General features: G+C 39.8%; 17 protein-coding genes. 14 read left to right on the top strand and 3 right to left on the bottom strand.

Going from position 1 to position 14,559, the window contains the following annotated elements:
* Window positions 1-33 precede the first annotated feature (33 nt).
* The 9 genes from ureA to nadX all read left to right on the top strand — a co-directional run bounded on the left by ureA (window position 34) and on the right by nadX (window position 7,617).
* Window positions 34-336: an urease subunit gamma gene (gene ureA / locus ACP8HH_RS15930; RefSeq protein WP_438312979.1), complete on the top strand. Its 303-nt coding sequence runs from the start codon at window positions 34-36 to the stop codon at window positions 334-336.
* Window positions 337-416: 80 nt separating this feature from the next.
* Window positions 417-779 carry an urease subunit beta gene (locus tag ACP8HH_RS15925; protein ID WP_438319219.1) on the top strand — a complete coding sequence of 121 codons (363 nt, stop codon included), beginning with the start codon at window positions 417-419 and terminating at the stop codon, window positions 777-779.
* Window positions 780-782: 3 nt separating this feature from the next.
* Window positions 783-2,495 carry an urease subunit alpha gene (ureC, locus tag ACP8HH_RS15920; RefSeq protein ID WP_438312977.1) on the top strand — a complete coding sequence of 571 codons (1,713 nt, stop codon included), beginning with the start codon at window positions 783-785 and terminating at the stop codon, window positions 2,493-2,495.
* Between the two features lie 72 nt (window positions 2,496-2,567).
* On the top strand, window positions 2,568-3,011 hold the full coding sequence (locus tag ACP8HH_RS15915) for an urease accessory protein UreE (RefSeq protein WP_438312975.1): 444 nt from the start codon (window positions 2,568-2,570) through the stop codon (window positions 3,009-3,011).
* A complete protein-coding gene (locus tag ACP8HH_RS15910) occupies window positions 2,953-3,693 on the top strand; it encodes an urease accessory protein UreF (protein WP_438312974.1) in 741 nt (246 codons plus the stop codon). Before ACP8HH_RS15915 ends, ACP8HH_RS15910 begins: the two co-directional genes overlap by 59 nt.
* A gap of 359 nt (window positions 3,694-4,052) precedes the next feature.
* Window positions 4,053-4,688 carry an urease accessory protein UreG gene (gene ureG / locus ACP8HH_RS15905; protein ID WP_438312972.1) on the top strand — a complete coding sequence of 212 codons (636 nt, stop codon included), beginning with the start codon at window positions 4,053-4,055 and terminating at the stop codon, window positions 4,686-4,688.
* On the top strand, window positions 4,663-5,490 hold the full coding sequence (locus tag ACP8HH_RS15900; protein ID WP_438312970.1) for an urease accessory protein UreD: 828 nt from the start codon (window positions 4,663-4,665) through the stop codon (window positions 5,488-5,490). The genes ureG and ACP8HH_RS15900 overlap by 26 nt, the downstream gene beginning before the upstream one ends.
* Before the next feature lie 122 nt (window positions 5,491-5,612).
* Window positions 5,613-6,650: a DMT family transporter gene (locus ACP8HH_RS15895; RefSeq protein ID WP_438312969.1), complete on the top strand. Its 1,038-nt coding sequence runs from the start codon at window positions 5,613-5,615 to the stop codon at window positions 6,648-6,650.
* Between the two features lie 184 nt (window positions 6,651-6,834).
* A complete protein-coding gene (nadX, locus tag ACP8HH_RS15890) occupies window positions 6,835-7,617 on the top strand; it encodes an aspartate dehydrogenase (protein ID WP_438312967.1) in 783 nt (260 codons plus the stop codon).
* 122 nt (window positions 7,618-7,739) lie between these two features.
* On the opposite strand, the gene ACP8HH_RS15885 is transcribed toward nadX, so the two are convergent.
* Window positions 7,740-8,282: a recombinase family protein gene (locus tag ACP8HH_RS15885; protein ID WP_438312965.1), complete on the bottom strand. Its 543-nt coding sequence runs from the start codon at window positions 8,280-8,282 to the stop codon at window positions 7,740-7,742.
* 120 nt (window positions 8,283-8,402) lie between these two features.
* Here ACP8HH_RS15885 and ACP8HH_RS15880 point away from each other — a divergent pair, with 120 nt between their 5' ends.
* From ACP8HH_RS15880 to ACP8HH_RS15870, 3 genes are all read left to right on the top strand, one after another.
* A complete protein-coding gene (locus ACP8HH_RS15880; protein ID WP_438312964.1) occupies window positions 8,403-9,812 on the top strand; it encodes a SulP family inorganic anion transporter in 1,410 nt (469 codons plus the stop codon).
* Between the two features lie 13 nt (window positions 9,813-9,825).
* Window positions 9,826-10,239, top strand: coding sequence for a universal stress protein (locus tag ACP8HH_RS15875; protein ID WP_438312963.1), 414 nt, complete (start codon window positions 9,826-9,828; stop codon window positions 10,237-10,239).
* Window positions 10,240-10,493: 254 nt separating this feature from the next.
* A complete protein-coding gene (locus ACP8HH_RS15870; protein ID WP_438312961.1) occupies window positions 10,494-11,636 on the top strand; it encodes an MFS transporter in 1,143 nt (380 codons plus the stop codon).
* 55 nt (window positions 11,637-11,691) lie between these two features.
* Here the strand turns inward: ACP8HH_RS15870 and ACP8HH_RS15865 are convergent, their stop codons facing one another.
* On the bottom strand, window positions 11,692-12,303 hold the full coding sequence (locus tag ACP8HH_RS15865; RefSeq protein WP_438312959.1) for a nucleotidyltransferase family protein: 612 nt from the start codon (window positions 12,301-12,303) through the stop codon (window positions 11,692-11,694).
* Window positions 12,300-13,280, bottom strand: a complete 981-nt coding sequence (locus ACP8HH_RS15860) for an XdhC family protein (protein ID WP_438312957.1) — start codon at window positions 13,278-13,280, stop codon at window positions 12,300-12,302. The genes ACP8HH_RS15865 and ACP8HH_RS15860 overlap by 4 nt, the downstream gene beginning before the upstream one ends.
* Window positions 13,281-13,442: 162 nt before the next feature.
* Here ACP8HH_RS15860 and ACP8HH_RS15855 point away from each other — a divergent pair, with 162 nt between their 5' ends.
* Both ACP8HH_RS15855 and ACP8HH_RS15850 read left to right on the top strand, forming a co-directional pair.
* The gene (locus ACP8HH_RS15855) at window positions 13,443-14,318 is read left to right on the top strand and encodes a YIEGIA family protein (protein ID WP_438312955.1); all 876 of its coding nucleotides are present in this window, start codon (window positions 13,443-13,445) and stop codon (window positions 14,316-14,318) included.
* A gap of 29 nt (window positions 14,319-14,347) precedes the next feature.
* Window positions 14,348-14,539, top strand: a complete 192-nt coding sequence (locus ACP8HH_RS15850; RefSeq protein WP_438312953.1) for a capping complex subunit for YIEGIA — start codon at window positions 14,348-14,350, stop codon at window positions 14,537-14,539.
* Window positions 14,540-14,559 lie beyond the last annotated feature (20 nt).

Raw genomic sequence — 14,559 nt, 5'->3', positions numbered from 1 at the left:
GTATAGAGGTATGTGAGAGTAGGAGGATAAAGAATGCATTTAAACCTAGTTGAGAAGGAAAAACTGCACATTTTTCTAGCAAGTGAATTAGCTTTGAAGCGAAAAGCAAGAGGTCTTAAGTTAAATTATCCGGAGGCTGTGGCTATTATTTCCAGTTTCATAATGGAAGGAGCACGTGACGGAAAGAGAGTCGCTGACTTAATGCAAGAAGGAAGACATGTATTGTCAAGAGACGATGTTATGGAAGGTGTTCCCGAAATGATTAGCGATATCCAAATGGAGGCAACTTTTCCAGATGGGACGAAGCTTGTAACCGTTCATAATCCGATATTTTAAGGAACCGTATCGAAATCTATTTGTAAATTGGAACAGGAGGCTTGTATAAAATGAGTAATCAAAGTGAAAAAAATAATTATATCGTACCCGGTGAATACCGATTGGCAGAGACGGATATAGAACTTAACGCAGGCAGCAAGAAAACAATGCTTCGAGTGTCAAATACAGGGGATCGTCCGATACAGGTAGGTTCGCACATTCATTTTGTCGAAGTGAATCGCCAGCTTTCATTTGATCGTGAAGAAGGAATTGGCAGAAGATTAAATATCCCCGCGGGTACTGCAGTTCGTTTTGAACCAGGCCAAGAGATGGAAATTGAATTGACAGAACTCGGTGGCAATCGAGAAGTTTTCGGACTATCGAATTTAACTAATGGTTCAGTTGACAATAAAGAAGAGATTATGGAAAGAGTACAAAAATTAGGTTTTAAAGGAGTGGAGTAATAGATGAAATACAATAGAAAACAGTACGTGGACAACTACGGTCCGACTGTTGGAGACAGGGTTCGTCTTGCTGATACGGATCTGTGGGTAGAAGTAGAGAAAGACTACACCGTCTATGGAGAAGAAATTACCTTTGGTGGAGGTAAAGTTTTGCGTGAAGGTATGGGGCAAAACGGTACATATACCCGAGATGAAAATGTTCTGGATCTTCTAATTACAAATGCGCTTATTGTTGATTACACAGGTATTTATAAAGCAGATATTGGTGTGAAAGACGGTTACATTATTGGCATTGGTAAAGGTGGAAACCCGGATATTATGGATGGAGTTACTCCGAACATGATTGCCGGCGTAGCTACTGAAGTAATTTCTGGTGAGGGCAAAATTATTACAGCTGGTGGAATTGATACTCACGTGCATTTCATTGAACCAGATCAGATAGAAGCGGGTTTATCTAATGGAACTACGACTTTGTTCGGTGGTGGAACTGGACCGGCTGAAGGTTCTAAAGCAACAACTGTCACGCCAGGACCTTGGAATATCGAAATGATGTTAAAAGCAGCGGAAAACTTACCGGTAAATATCGGGATTTTAGGAAAAGGTCACGCATCGAATCTTGCTCCTCTTATGGAACAAATTGATGCAGGTGCTGTTGGTCTTAAAATTCATGAGGATTGGGGATCATCACCAGCATCGATTGACTATAGTCTTCAAGCAGCCGATGAGGCAGACGTTCAAATAGCGATTCACTCAGATACCTTGAATGAAGCTGGATTCGTCGAAGATACAATTAATGCAATTGATGGACGTATTATTCACTCGTTCCACGTTGAAGGCGCAGGGGGCGGACATGCTCCGGATATTATGAAAATGGCTGGTTTGCCAAACGTACTACCATCATCAACGAATCCAACAAGACCGTTCACAGTTAATACAATTGATGAGCATTTAGATATGCTTATGGTTTGTCATCACCTAAGTCACAATGTGCCTGAAGATGTTGCATTTGCGGATTCAAGAATCCGTCCAGAAACGATTGCGGCTGAAGATATCTTACATGACATGGGTGTAATAAGCATGATGTCATCAGATTCACTTGCAATGGGACGAATCGGAGAAATGGCTCTTAGAACATGGCAAACTGCGGACAAGATGAAAAAACAACGCGGCCCATTAGAAGGCGAAAAAGAAGGATCAGATAATCTACGTGTTAAACGCTATATAGCGAAATATACGATTAACCCTGCAATTGCACAAGGAATCTCACATGAGGTTGGTTCGATTGAAGAAGGTAAGTTTGCTGATATTGTTATCTGGGAACCAAAATTCTTTGGTGTGAAAGCCGATAGAATTATCAAAGGTGGCATGATTGCTTACGCACAGCTTGGTGATCCGGGTGCTTCAATCCCAACACCACAGCCGGTTATGTTCCGTCCAATGTATGGTGCTCGCGGAACTGCCATTCATGAGACAAACATTACATTTATGTCGAGGAGCTCGATTGAGAAGGGTGTACCTGAGAAACTAGGTTTGAAGCGACGCATCGGTATGGTGAAAAATTGTCGTAACATAAGCAAGCTTGATATGAAGTTGAATGACAAGACACCGGATATTGACATCGATCCAGAAACATATGAAGTTAAGGTGGACGGAGTACTTATCCAATGTGAACCGCTCGAAAAACTTGCAATGGCTCAGAGGTATTTCCTGTTTTAATTGATAAGTCTTTTTGTAGAGTTCAGTACTCTTTTTAGATGATATTGGATAGATTTCAAGGAGGTCAAGGACATGGTTATTACGAAGATAGTAGGAAACCTCGACGATTTTAAATCATCAAGCAAGAATATTGATTGGCTTGAGTTAGAATGGGAAGAGTTGAACAAGAGAATTTTGCGTAAGCAAACGGAAAACGGTACGGACGTTGCCTTATCGCTTGAAAGTAGCGGTACTCTTAAATATGGGGACGTATTGTATGAAGATGAAACCACTCTAATTGCCATTCGAACAGAGCTAGAAAAGGCATATGTCATTAAGCCGAAGACGATGCGTGAAATGGGGAAAATGGCATTTGAAATTGGTAACCGCCACACCCCATGTATTATAGAAGATGATGAGATTCTCGTCCGCTATGATCACACGCTTGAGAGGTTAATGGATGAAGTGGGGGTTACTTATGAACAAGCAGAGCGAAGATTCAAAGAGCCGTTTAAGTACAAAGGTCATCAGCACTGATTCGTTATTGCTGCATCTTATTCAAATAAATGACACTGCATTTCCGACGGGCAGTTTTGCACACTCTTTTGGAATGGAAACATATATTCAAGAAAATGTCATTCGTACTGAAGATGATTTATGGGAATTTTGCAATATGTATATCCGGCAAAATCTAGCCTCAACAGATGCCATTATTGTTAAGGAAGCTCATCATCTTGCGAGAAATAATGACATACAAGGACTTATCGAACTAGAAAAGATATGCCACGGCATCAAGTTATCCCCGGAAACCAGAAAGGGTAGCGCGATGATGGGGCGTCAATTTCTACGAACGGTATCCCCACTAAATGATGAAGAGTTACTTGCAGTTTGGAATGAAAAATTTAAAAACAAAGAAGTCAGAGGGCATTATTCCGTCGTATACGGTATATATACTGCAATGTTAGGTGTGGATGTTCAAATGTCGGTTGAGACATTTATTTACTCATCTATTTCATCGCTCATTCAAAATGCTGTTCGCGCTGTTCCTTTTGGGCAGACAAGTGGTGTAAAAACTACATTTTCTTTGTTACCAGTTATTCAAGAAACAGCAAGGCTCGTGATGGATTTGGGCATAGAAGATCTTGATAATAATTCAATCTCACTTGAAATTGCGTCAATGAAGCATGAATTTCTGTACTCTCGATTATTTATGTCGTGAAATGCTTGTGGCACCGTGTTAAGAAAAATCGGATGTTCTGTTCTGTTATCAAGGCGGATTTTGTCGAAAAGCCTCGAATAAAATCGCGCTGAGGCATGATTGTTACTGAAGGGCTTGTCACTGTTCAAACAATCTCGCCTTGATATCAAACGGACTCATAGCTAATCAAACAATTCATCTCGATCTATAAAAAGGGACGCCGCTCCCTTTTTCATTTTGGAATTATTAGAGTTTGGCCCTTGATTGTACTCTTGATATAGGTGTTTATGCTTATATTTTGTGGTGATTCAAAAGATTAGTGTTTATGAAATAGGCTGGATTAATAAACTATTTATTATGTATGCGAGGGGATTAAAAAAATGAGAACAATACACCTTGGTTTCGGTGGACCCGTTGGTTCGGGTAAAACAACACTCATCAAAGTACTTACAGAAGCATTAAAGGATGAATACAGCATCGGTGTTATTACAAATGATATTTATACAAGAGAAGATGCTGATTACTTGATTAATCAGAATATACTTGAACCAGATCGTATCATCGGTGTTGAAACGGGAGGCTGCCCACACACTGCGATACGTGAGGATGCTTCAATGAATTTCGAAGCAATCGATGAAATGAAACAACGTTTTGAAAATCTGGATCTCATCTTTGTAGAAAGTGGCGGCGACAACCTTTCGGCAACATTTAGTCCTGAATTAGTTGATGCATTTATTTATGTTATCGACGTTGCAGCAGGTGGCGACATTCCTAGAAAGGGTGGCCCTGGTGTTACTCGTTCCGATTTTCTAGTCGTAAATAAAACCGAACTTGCTCCATATGTTGGCGTGGATCTTGACGAGATGATGAGCGATACTAAAAAGGCAAGAGGCGAGGGTCCATTTGTGTTTGCAGACGTTAAGACAAAAGTAGGTCTAGATAAAGTTATTGCATGGATCAAATCTGATTTATTGCTAGAAGGTGTAGCTGATGAATCTGCAAGAAAATCCAACTAAGCTATTAAGTCATAATGGTCGCTTATCATTGGAATTTGCGAAAATTAGGGATAAAACAATTATGACGAATAGTTATCAGAGTCCACCTCTTAAGGCTAGTCGGACATTGTACCTTAATACCGCCAATCCGTCTGAGGCGACAGTATACATGATGGAGTCATCGGGTGGCCTTATGGAAGGTGACCAAAATGAGTTCCGAATTGATATTAAGGAAAATGCAGATGTCTGTCTCATTCCGCAATCCGCAACAGTAGTCTATCCCGCATATAATGGTATGTGGAGTTCGCAAAACATTGATATTTCCATGGGTTCGAAATCAAGTCTTGCGTGGAAAACAGAATCAGTTATTCCTTTTCACAAATCAAAGTTTCTTAGTAAAACGGTCATTAATATGGCACAAGACGCAACACTTCTTTGGGGAGAAATTCTGTCCCCAGGTCGCGATAAGCGTGGAGAAAAATTTGAATATAGCGATGTGAAAATGAATTTTCAAGTCTGGATGGAAGACGATTGTTTAATTTATGATCCCCTCTTGTTTTCACCGGAACGCACTGATTTAAGACAACTTGGCTTGCTTGAGGATCATTTATATGTAGGATCAATGTGGTTTGTGTCTCCTACGTTAGATCGGCTCGACATCAGGGAATTGAATGAAAGACTTCAACGGTTTGCGAATATTAAAGTGGGTGCCTCGTTAATTGAGGGAAAAGTAGTGAATGTCAGATGGCTTGCGTCAGATGCGGTGTTGTTAAAACAAGAAATGAACAACACATGGCATGAATTTGCTGCCTACATGGTTTGAGTTTACCGAAAAGAATCGGAGCACCGAGGCTATTCTATTCATCTTCATGTTTACATAACGAATAGGACAGTTTAAAGTTTCAAAAAAAGTTAAATAATATAACACTTGGAGTGAAAAATGCTATGACTAATAGCGCTACTACTAAAGGCGGGTCAAATAAACTCGCGTACATTATTCTAATAATTGGTATCATTGCACTTGCGTTTTCTGCACCGTGGGTGAAACAATCGAACTTCGATCCAGCAACATCGGTTCTTCTACGATGCGGGATTGGATTTCTGTTTTTGCTTCCATTTGCCCTCAGAGAAAAGAAAAAATTAGGTTCACTCAATAAAACAGGTATAACACTTTCAGTCATTGCAGGAATATTTCTTGGAATTGACTTTACAGCTTGGAACTATTCAATCTATTACGTCGGCTCAGGTATCGCTTCGATTTTATTAAATCTTCAAATCATTATCTTACCGGCACTTGCCTTCCTATTTGATAAGGAAAAAATTCCGAAAACCTTCTTTATTATTGCTCCAATCATGATACTAGGTGTTCTTATGACTGGTGGTATCTTTGACCCTACTGAAGATACGGGAGGACCGCTTACTGTATATGGCATGAATATTGCAGTTCTTGGGACTATTGCGGGTTCTATTTCCGGAGTTTGTTACGGAATTTACCTATACATGAGCCGTAAGGCTTCTCGAGTAAATGCGGGACAAATCATCCAGCCAATGGCATGGGCGACTCTTGCACAGTTAGCTGCTCCAAGTATATTCTTGTTATTCTCTGACCGTGGTTTCGATATTACTCACGGAGTATTGGTCAATGGTCAGCTTCCAATGAATCCAGAAACTACTTTCGGTGATCCAATCACTGGCATGAACTGGTTTTGGATGATTGTATTGGCTTCATTAGGACAAGCGGTTGCATGGACGTTTGTTCAGTATGGTGCTGTTCGCTTGAATCCTACAATTGTGGCTGGACTATTGTTGCTTAGCCCGATTGCTACTGTCGCTGTCATTGCCGTTCTTCTTTTCGGTGAGATACCGTCAACTATTCAAATTGCTGGTGTCGTTATTGTCCTAATAGCGGTTGCATACCAGAATGATGTACACAAAATGATATTTAGAAAAAAAGGCGACGGAGATTCGCCAGGAGCAACATAATCGGTTCAACTACACCGGAAATTTGATGTACGGGACATTTTATAAATACGCAGTTGGAAATGTAGCGGGTGATAAATCCCTCAAGCATTTCTGATTGCGTATTTTTCTGTATACTAGAGGAAGACACAGATTATATATCCGCATTTAATTTGTGTGCATGTATTCAACTAGAGGAGATATGAAAATGAGAATTGGAATAATAGGTACGGGCAATATTGCGAAATATTTATTGGAAAACATAAATAAGAATGGCAAATTAGAAGGTAATGTTGCTGCCCTATTTGGGAGAAATGAAAAAGCCGGGCAGTTGTTAGCCAAGCAATACAATACAGACTTTTTCACAGATTTCAATAGCTTCATTAACTCGGAAGTAGATATTGTTGTTGAAGCAGCAACAATTGACGTAACGATTCAATACATCAAAGAAGTTTTGGAAAGTAAAAAAGACGTTATTATAAGCAGTATTGGTGCCTTCAATGACATTGAATTCTTAAGGGAAATGAAAGAAATGGCGCAGTTGCATTCCAAACATATCTACCTACCGTCGGGAGCAATTGGTGGATTGGATCTTTTACAATCTGCAAATTCATTAAATGGTCTTAAAGAAGTAAGCATTACTACAAGAAAATCACCAGAATCATTAGGTTTAGAAGGAGTCAGTGAAGAGCAATTGTTATTTGACGGATCTGCCTTAGACGCAATTGAAAAGTTTCCACAGAACATGAATGTCGCCTTGTTACTCTCTATCGCAGGAATTGGCGCAGAGAAAACAAGGGTTCGAGTACTTGTAGATCCAACAATTGAACGCAATACACATACAATCGAGGCAGATGGTGATTTTGGAACTATGCATCTGACCATAGAAAATAATCCGATGCCTGACAATCCGAAAACCAGTTATCTTGCTGCATTAAGCATATTATCTACATTACAAAATAAAGATAGGTCAATTTCAATTGGAAGTTGATTGCTCTATCCAATAAAAATAAGTTCCTATCCAGAAACAAATGTACAGTTGGGAAATACATATGTGTTTAACGCTAGCTTGTCCTCCTGTACAATTTCGTGTATTGAAAAAGTATTAGTACTTTATGTTGTTCGTTCATCTAAATAACGATATAAAGTAGACTTGCTAATCCCTGTCTCCTCTTTAATGTCAAAGAGCGTATAACTTTTACTATCATACATAGCAAAAGCCCTTTGTAAATTGTCGTCTGATTTACGCGGTCTACCTATGGAAATTCCTTGTTGTTTAGCGGCTTGAAGTGTAAAAGTAGAAGAATGACTATGAAACTTAGATTGAAGTTTCGCGAAAAAGGTAACACTTTGAAGTAACGAAGCTTCCTGCAACGATTGACTCGTTAACTGTTCATCAAGGAAATGAATCGTAATTTGATCCCGTTCTGCGAGTCGCAAAATATCTGAAAGTTGTTGAAGAGAATCCGCTAATACGAGAAGGTTTTGGACGAACAAATCGTCCCCTTTTTGAACGGTCATTAATAATTGTTCGAGCTCTGTTCTTTTTCTAGCTAGTCCGTGTTTTTCTGTAAATAATATATCTATGTTAAGTTCAGTTAATTGTTGTGTGCATTGCTGATCCTCGACAATCGGGCGGATATATCCGTATCTCATTTACTCTCTCTCCTGACTTCCCAAAACCATTCCCTTTTGGGATTAAAAATGATATGATATTTACATTCTAACATTGGTATAGGGTTTTTGTAACCTTAGTCATCATGAGAGGGGAACAGTATGCATACTTTAAAACAAGAATGGTTTGGGAATGTCCGTGCCGATATTCTAGCAGGGATTGTCGTTGGACTTGCACTCATTCCTGAAGCATTGGCTTTTGCGTTCATTATGGGGGTGGATCCACGTGTGGCTCTATATGCTTCCTTTACAATGGCAGTCGTTTCTGCATTTGTTGGTGGACGAACAGGCTTAATTTCAGCCGCGACAGGCGCGATGGCATTAGTGCTTGTCAGTTTAATGGCCAATCATGGTCTGCAATATGTACTCGCAGCAACAATCTTAACAGGGATTATTCAGCTAATACTTGGAGGATTAGGTGTGGCGAATTTAATGCGCTTCATCCCAAACTCCGTCATGCTTGGATTTGTGAATGCACTAGGAATCATGATATTTATTACGCAAATGCCTTATTTACTTGGGTCGACCAGTATGACCTATGTATTTGCGATTGCTACATTAATTTTAGTGTACGCGATTCCAAGATTTTTCACAGCTATTCCTGCACCGCTTATTGCGATTGTCGTCATGACAAGCATTGCACTCCTTAGTGGTGTGAAGTTACAAACGATAGGTGATCTTGGAACGATGCCAAATTCATTGCCGACGTTTTTCTTTCCAGATATTCCACTAAACTTTGAAACACTTAAAATTATTTTTCCATATGCTTTGGCATTATCAATTGTTGGCTTATTAGAATCTCTTCTTACATCTCAAGTTTTGGATGATATGACTGATACATCTAGTAATAAAAACAAAGAAGCACGTGGTCAAGGAATCGCGAATTTTGTTACTGGATTTTTTGGCGGAATGGCAGGTTGTGCTTTAATTGGCCAATCGATCATCAACGTTAAATCGGGCGGCCGGGGACGTTTATCGACATTTACAGCAGGTGCATTTCTTATGTTTTTAATTATCGTTTTAGGAGATATAGTGATCAAGATCCCTATGCCCGTACTTGTCGGGGTTATGATTATGGTAAGTGCGACAACATTTAATTGGGGTTCATTTAAGTTTCTAAAACAAGCACCTAAATCAGAATCACTCGTAATGCTGCTTACAGTTGCAATTATTTTATATACACATAATTTAGCGATTGGTGTTGTGGTGGGTGTGATATTAAGTGCGTTATTCTTTGTCGCAAAGATCTCCCGCGTAACTGTAGTGGATGAATTGGGTGTATACAGTGTAAAAGGACCTTTGTTTTTTGCATCAACGACCAAGTTTATAAAGTCCTTTGATGATGTTACAGAAAATGCAATCGTCATTAATTTCGAAAACAGTCAGTTGTGGGATGAATCCGCAGTTGGTGCAATATTTAAAGTGAAACAGAAGCTTGAGCAAAAAGGTGTGAAGGTACATATTCAAGGGTTAAATTCTTCAAGCAATCAATTATACCAAAAGTTAATATGAGGGAGGAATTGACATGAAGATTGCTGTAGCAATTGACGGTTCTGAAAATGCAACACGGGCTGCAAAGCACGCCATTACAATTGCACAATACGAACCAGATGCTCAATTGGATATCATATACGTACTGGATTTTGATAAAGCGAAAGAGGATCGATTGTTAGCGCATAGCCCAGAAACTTTATTCTTAAAACGAGAGAGAAAAGTGAATCCTGTTTTAGAACTAGCAAAAGCAGCCGGAGTGAAGACGAAGGTTGCAATGTTAAAAGGCAATCCGTGTCAAGAGATAATAAAGTATGTAAATCAAGAAGGAATCGACCAACTCGTTATCGGCAGTCGTGGCTTGAATTCCTTTCAAGAAATGATACTCGGAAGCGTCAGTCATAAAGTAATGAAGCATGTGAGTTGTCCGGTAACGATTGTGAAGTAAAGGTTATGTTTCTAATTTCATCCAAAGTACGATGCCAATCTTAAGATATTTGACCATTCTTAATATGTGTTATGAAATTCTTAAGTCTTAATTATCAAATGAATTTGGTCCCATTTTCATGTAATTACCTTATGTATGTCGAATTAGTGCTCATACACTGATTTATTTCAAGGTAGTGGATTATGTTTCCTTGGAAGTGACGGCTAAGCCATGTATATTTAAGTCATATGATTAGCTGAAAGTGTGGAGATTGTTTGACTAGGTTACTATATTTCATCATTGTTGTTTCGTTTCTGGATACCTTCATCCAGCTTCCTATAATAACACCTTACGCGCTGAGTTTAGGCGCCACGCATTTACTAGCAGGTTCTATTGTCGCTATTTATTCGTTAAGTAATATGATAGGTAATGTTGTCGGTGGTCATTTGATTGACCGTTTTGGACGTAAAAAACTGCTGTTCACAGGTATGATTACAGTATCAATCACATTGCTTTTCTATCCGATTGCACAAACAGGTGAACAACTGCTTTTAATCCGGTTTCTTCATGGTTTGTTTGGTGGCGTTTTGATTCCTGCGGCCTTTGCCTATGTCGGGGATCATTCGAAAACTGGATCTAGGGGGAAGGCGATGGCCTTGACAGGTGGGGCAATCGGTATTGCAGCGATTGTTGGACCCGCACTTGGAGGCGCTATGGCGGCCAATGGGAAAGTGGAATACGTCTTTTGGCTCGTTGCGGTATTATTCTTAATTTGTTCCGTTTTAATAATTAAATTTGTGAAAGAATCTTTTGTGACAACGGAGAAAGGGAAATTTACTTTTTCTCAATTTGCTCCACTTCTTAAACATCCATTGATCATACAAGCATCTTTAGCGGCCTTTGCGCTTATGATCAGTAATGGAACATTGGCATTCGCGCTTCCTTTAAAGGTGAATGACATGGGAATGTCCTCGGCTACGACGGGTATTTTACTAAGTACCTATGGGGTGGTCGCTATCATTATCTTTTTATCACCATTAAATCGTATATATGACCGATTTTCTTCTATTGGATTGGTCATTTTAGGAATTAGCTTTATTGGATTTGTGCACGTCATGCTGAACTTTGTGAATACGTATTGGATCATTCTTCTTTTAATGTTGGTGTACGGAGTAGGATTCGCCTTTATATTCCCGGCGATGAATCGAATCGTTGCTGAGGCTTCAACGGAAGTGGACCGCGGTAAGGCATATGGAATATTTTATGCGTTCTTCTCATTGGGGGCCGTTGTTGGATCCTTTGTTTCAGGTGCTACTTCCGAAATGTTTGGTCTCCCGTTTCTCTCGAGTGCTTCGACGATGTTATTGATTGCTTTGATTTTATTTGTTTTTTCACGAAGGACGCGCAAAAGTGTTTGAGTGCGCACTAATATAAAATATCATATGAATTGTGCTAAGGTGGACTCAATCGAGTTCACCTATTTTTCATATTTAATATTACTTGGTAATCCTTCTGCGTATCGACATCGAATACAAGTCTTTTGTCAAAACACGGAAATAACTTCCCTTTTCGAAGGAAATCACCTTGCAAAATCGCCCTCGCACCAATATCCCCGCGTAACTTTAAAAGGTCGGGATACATGGAGGAGGAAAATAGAACAGGAGGCGTAATTGAATGTTCAAATGTAGTGGCGACGAATCTGCAGGTAGGGTTATTCTTCATACAAGTAATCATTTCGGAAAGCATTTGAATCGTTATGAAAGGTTGATCCGCCAGCATAACAAGTACGCCATCTGCACGATTATCTTGTGCGTGCTGAATGCCGCAGCGCAAGGATTCAGATTGGCCATCATGTGCAGTGGGGCATTTGATAATCGTGCATTTAGCATTCGACTTCATTTCTGAAGGGATCCAATCCGTACTATCTGTATCATTTATGATCACATAAACTTTGTCTAGGGGCGAATTCAATGCGGTTTCAAGCCCCAGGCTCCCGAGTGACATCGTTCCAACAGGCAGTGCTAATTTATGAGTTCCCATTCGGCTGCTGTTTCCGGCGGCAAGGTAAACACCTACGATTTTCATGTTGCTTTCCCTCGTCTCACTGCAATTAGTTCCGCTACGATACTGACAGCGATTTCTTCAGGTCCATCCGCTTCAATCGATAGTCCCACAGGTGAATGAACACTATTTGGTAGTTCCCCATCAAATAGGCGTTTTGTTCTTTTTTTCGACCCTAAAATCCCGAAATACAACAACTTGCATTCAAGTAAACGTCGTCCGATTTGATAATCCAATTGAAAATCATGTGTCATTAGGACAACTGAATCCAACGGGCTAAATTTCACGTTGTAAATTAGTTTTGCTACATCGCCAATTTGAATAGATGTCGCTGTAGGGAAGTGAACTTCATTACAAACACTGCTCCGCCAATCGAAGAGATGAACTGCATAACCAACATTCGATGATAGTCGTGCAAGTGGCCTTGCGTCAACGCCAGCCCCAATTATGTAAAGATGAGGTTGTGGCCAAATAAGTTGGAAATAAACCATTTCTTCACCAAGATTAATTTGTGCGGTATTTCTTTGAAACGGCACTAAATTATTCGAATTAAGCGGAACTTTTGATTGTATTTTTCCAAATTGATTTCCCTCGGGGGTAATGCATCCATATTGGCTAAAGTTCTTCATTGATTGAAGTAAATATGTAGGTTTGTTGGCTAGTAGTTGATTGTGTACAATGTCGAGGATATGTCGGAAATCATTATCAATATCACGTATCAATACCGTAACAATGCCATTACATCCTACCCCACGTCCCCAACCAAGATCGTCTTCAGAACTTAAATCATATAGAACTGTTTCCACCTTGCCTGTCCTGAATAATGGAGTCGCACGGCTATATAAATCATTCTCCAAACAACCACCACTAATCATTCCTATCCGCACACCGTTTTCATGAAGAAGCATCCACGATCCTTCCTTTCGATAGGAGGATCCTTCCACTTTAACAATCATTGCAAGTACAACGGCTTGGTAGTCCTTCAATACCATTTTTATCATTTGCTGGATAGATTGCATACTGTCACCTCATTTCTTTCAATTTACTTTCGCCATCCCCCCTACATTCTATTCATATCCTGAATTTGAAAAAGCATTATACTTTCCAATAATTATGGACAGTCTATGCGGTATACAACAATAGAACTTTTTAGGGGTGTGGCAGTGCAAAGTTATTTATTACCGGTCGTAATGGGTGTTGCATTCGGTTTTGTCGCACGTACGATGTTATTGCGTACTGATTTTCGTCAATACCCCACTTATCCGACAGGACGAATTATTCATCTGTCATTTGGTTTTATTGCAGCTTTTATCGGAGCGGTTGCAATCCCGTCGGTGCTGGAATCAGACTGGACGGCTGTTACATTTCTAGGTCTTGCGGCTACGCAATTTCGGGAGGTACGCAAAATGGAAAGGGAGTCATTGCAAAACATCGATAATTTTGAACTTGTAAAACGTGGCATACCCTTTATAGAAGGAATGGCACAAGCATTTGAAAGTCGAAATTACTTAGTAATGTTCACTGCACTGCTTACTACATTATGTGCTGTCTTTTCTACCTGGATTGGGATAATCGGCGGGATTGTCTTGTTACTCATTGTGAAATTTCATAAGTCAGGAAAAATTATACAGTCAATTGGAGATGTTACGGAAGCAGAAATACGTTTTGAAGGCCCTACGCTCTTTGTAGGCGATATCCTTATTAAAAACGTTGGACTGGAAGATACGAGGAAAATCATAACTGAAAAAGCTGTTGGTGCAATTGTCACTCCGAAAAACCAAAATGGCATTGTAACATTGTCATACCTTGGTCAGCGACAAGCGATGTTGCACCATATAGCTACAATTCTAGGGAGTTACCTTGACTCCGGTGAACCTGCTTTGATTCCACTTACGAAAAGAGATATGGAAGACGGTCGAATCGCGTTGTTTTTTTTACCGCGGGAAAAGGATTTCCAGCAAATCAAGGCGGTACTGGATAATGTTCCGATTCTCGATAGTGCAATCAGAATGCCACAAGAAGCAGATAAGGGTAAGTAGAAGTAAAATGCCATTAGGGGTTGAGTCGATTGGGAAATCAGCATGCTGAAATTGTTGCCGTTGTCACAATAACACCGGAAAAGGTTCAAGGTGGAGGCGCACCCGTATTCATTGCAAAGGATCACCAAGAATTACAAGTGATAAGTTTGACGCTTGAGAAAATTATGGATGCGGCAGCACATGAAATTGATGTAGATACTTTGATAATTGTTGCACGTTAATAGGTGTTAGGGAGGATTTT

The sequence above is a fragment of the Sporosarcina sp. FA9 genome (genome assembly GCF_051550205.1).
GTDB lineage: Bacteria > Bacillota > Bacilli > Bacillales_A > Planococcaceae > Sporosarcina.
The sequence above is the reverse complement of the archived record's forward strand: the minus strand, read 5'-3'. Positions and strand labels throughout refer to the sequence as shown.

Coding starts and splice junctions, on each gene's coding strand:
- ureA (WP_438312979.1), top strand. CDS start 34: ATGCATTTAAACCTAGTTGAGAAGGAAAAACTGCACATTTTTCTAGCA.
- ureC (WP_438312977.1), top strand. CDS start 783: ATGAAATACAATAGAAAACAGTACGTGGACAACTACGGTCCGACTGTT.
- ACP8HH_RS15915 (WP_438312975.1), top strand. CDS start 2,568: ATGGTTATTACGAAGATAGTAGGAAACCTCGACGATTTTAAATCATCA.
- ACP8HH_RS15910 (WP_438312974.1), top strand. CDS start 2,953: ATGAACAAGCAGAGCGAAGATTCAAAGAGCCGTTTAAGTACAAAGGTC.
- ureG (WP_438312972.1), top strand. CDS start 4,053: ATGAGAACAATACACCTTGGTTTCGGTGGACCCGTTGGTTCGGGTAAA.
- ACP8HH_RS15900 (WP_438312970.1), top strand. CDS start 4,663: ATGAATCTGCAAGAAAATCCAACTAAGCTATTAAGTCATAATGGTCGC.
- ACP8HH_RS15895 (WP_438312969.1), top strand. CDS start 5,613: ATGACTAATAGCGCTACTACTAAAGGCGGGTCAAATAAACTCGCGTAC.
- nadX (WP_438312967.1), top strand. CDS start 6,835: ATGAGAATTGGAATAATAGGTACGGGCAATATTGCGAAATATTTATTG.
- ACP8HH_RS15885 (WP_438312965.1), bottom strand. CDS start 8,282: ATGAGATACGGATATATCCGCCCGATTGTCGAGGATCAGCAATGCACA.
- ACP8HH_RS15880 (WP_438312964.1), top strand. CDS start 8,403: ATGCATACTTTAAAACAAGAATGGTTTGGGAATGTCCGTGCCGATATT.
- ACP8HH_RS15875 (WP_438312963.1), top strand. CDS start 9,826: ATGAAGATTGCTGTAGCAATTGACGGTTCTGAAAATGCAACACGGGCT.
- ACP8HH_RS15865 (WP_438312959.1), bottom strand. CDS start 12,303: ATGAAAATCGTAGGTGTTTACCTTGCCGCCGGAAACAGCAGCCGAATG.
- ACP8HH_RS15860 (WP_438312957.1), bottom strand. CDS start 13,280: ATGATAAAAATGGTATTGAAGGACTACCAAGCCGTTGTACTTGCAATG.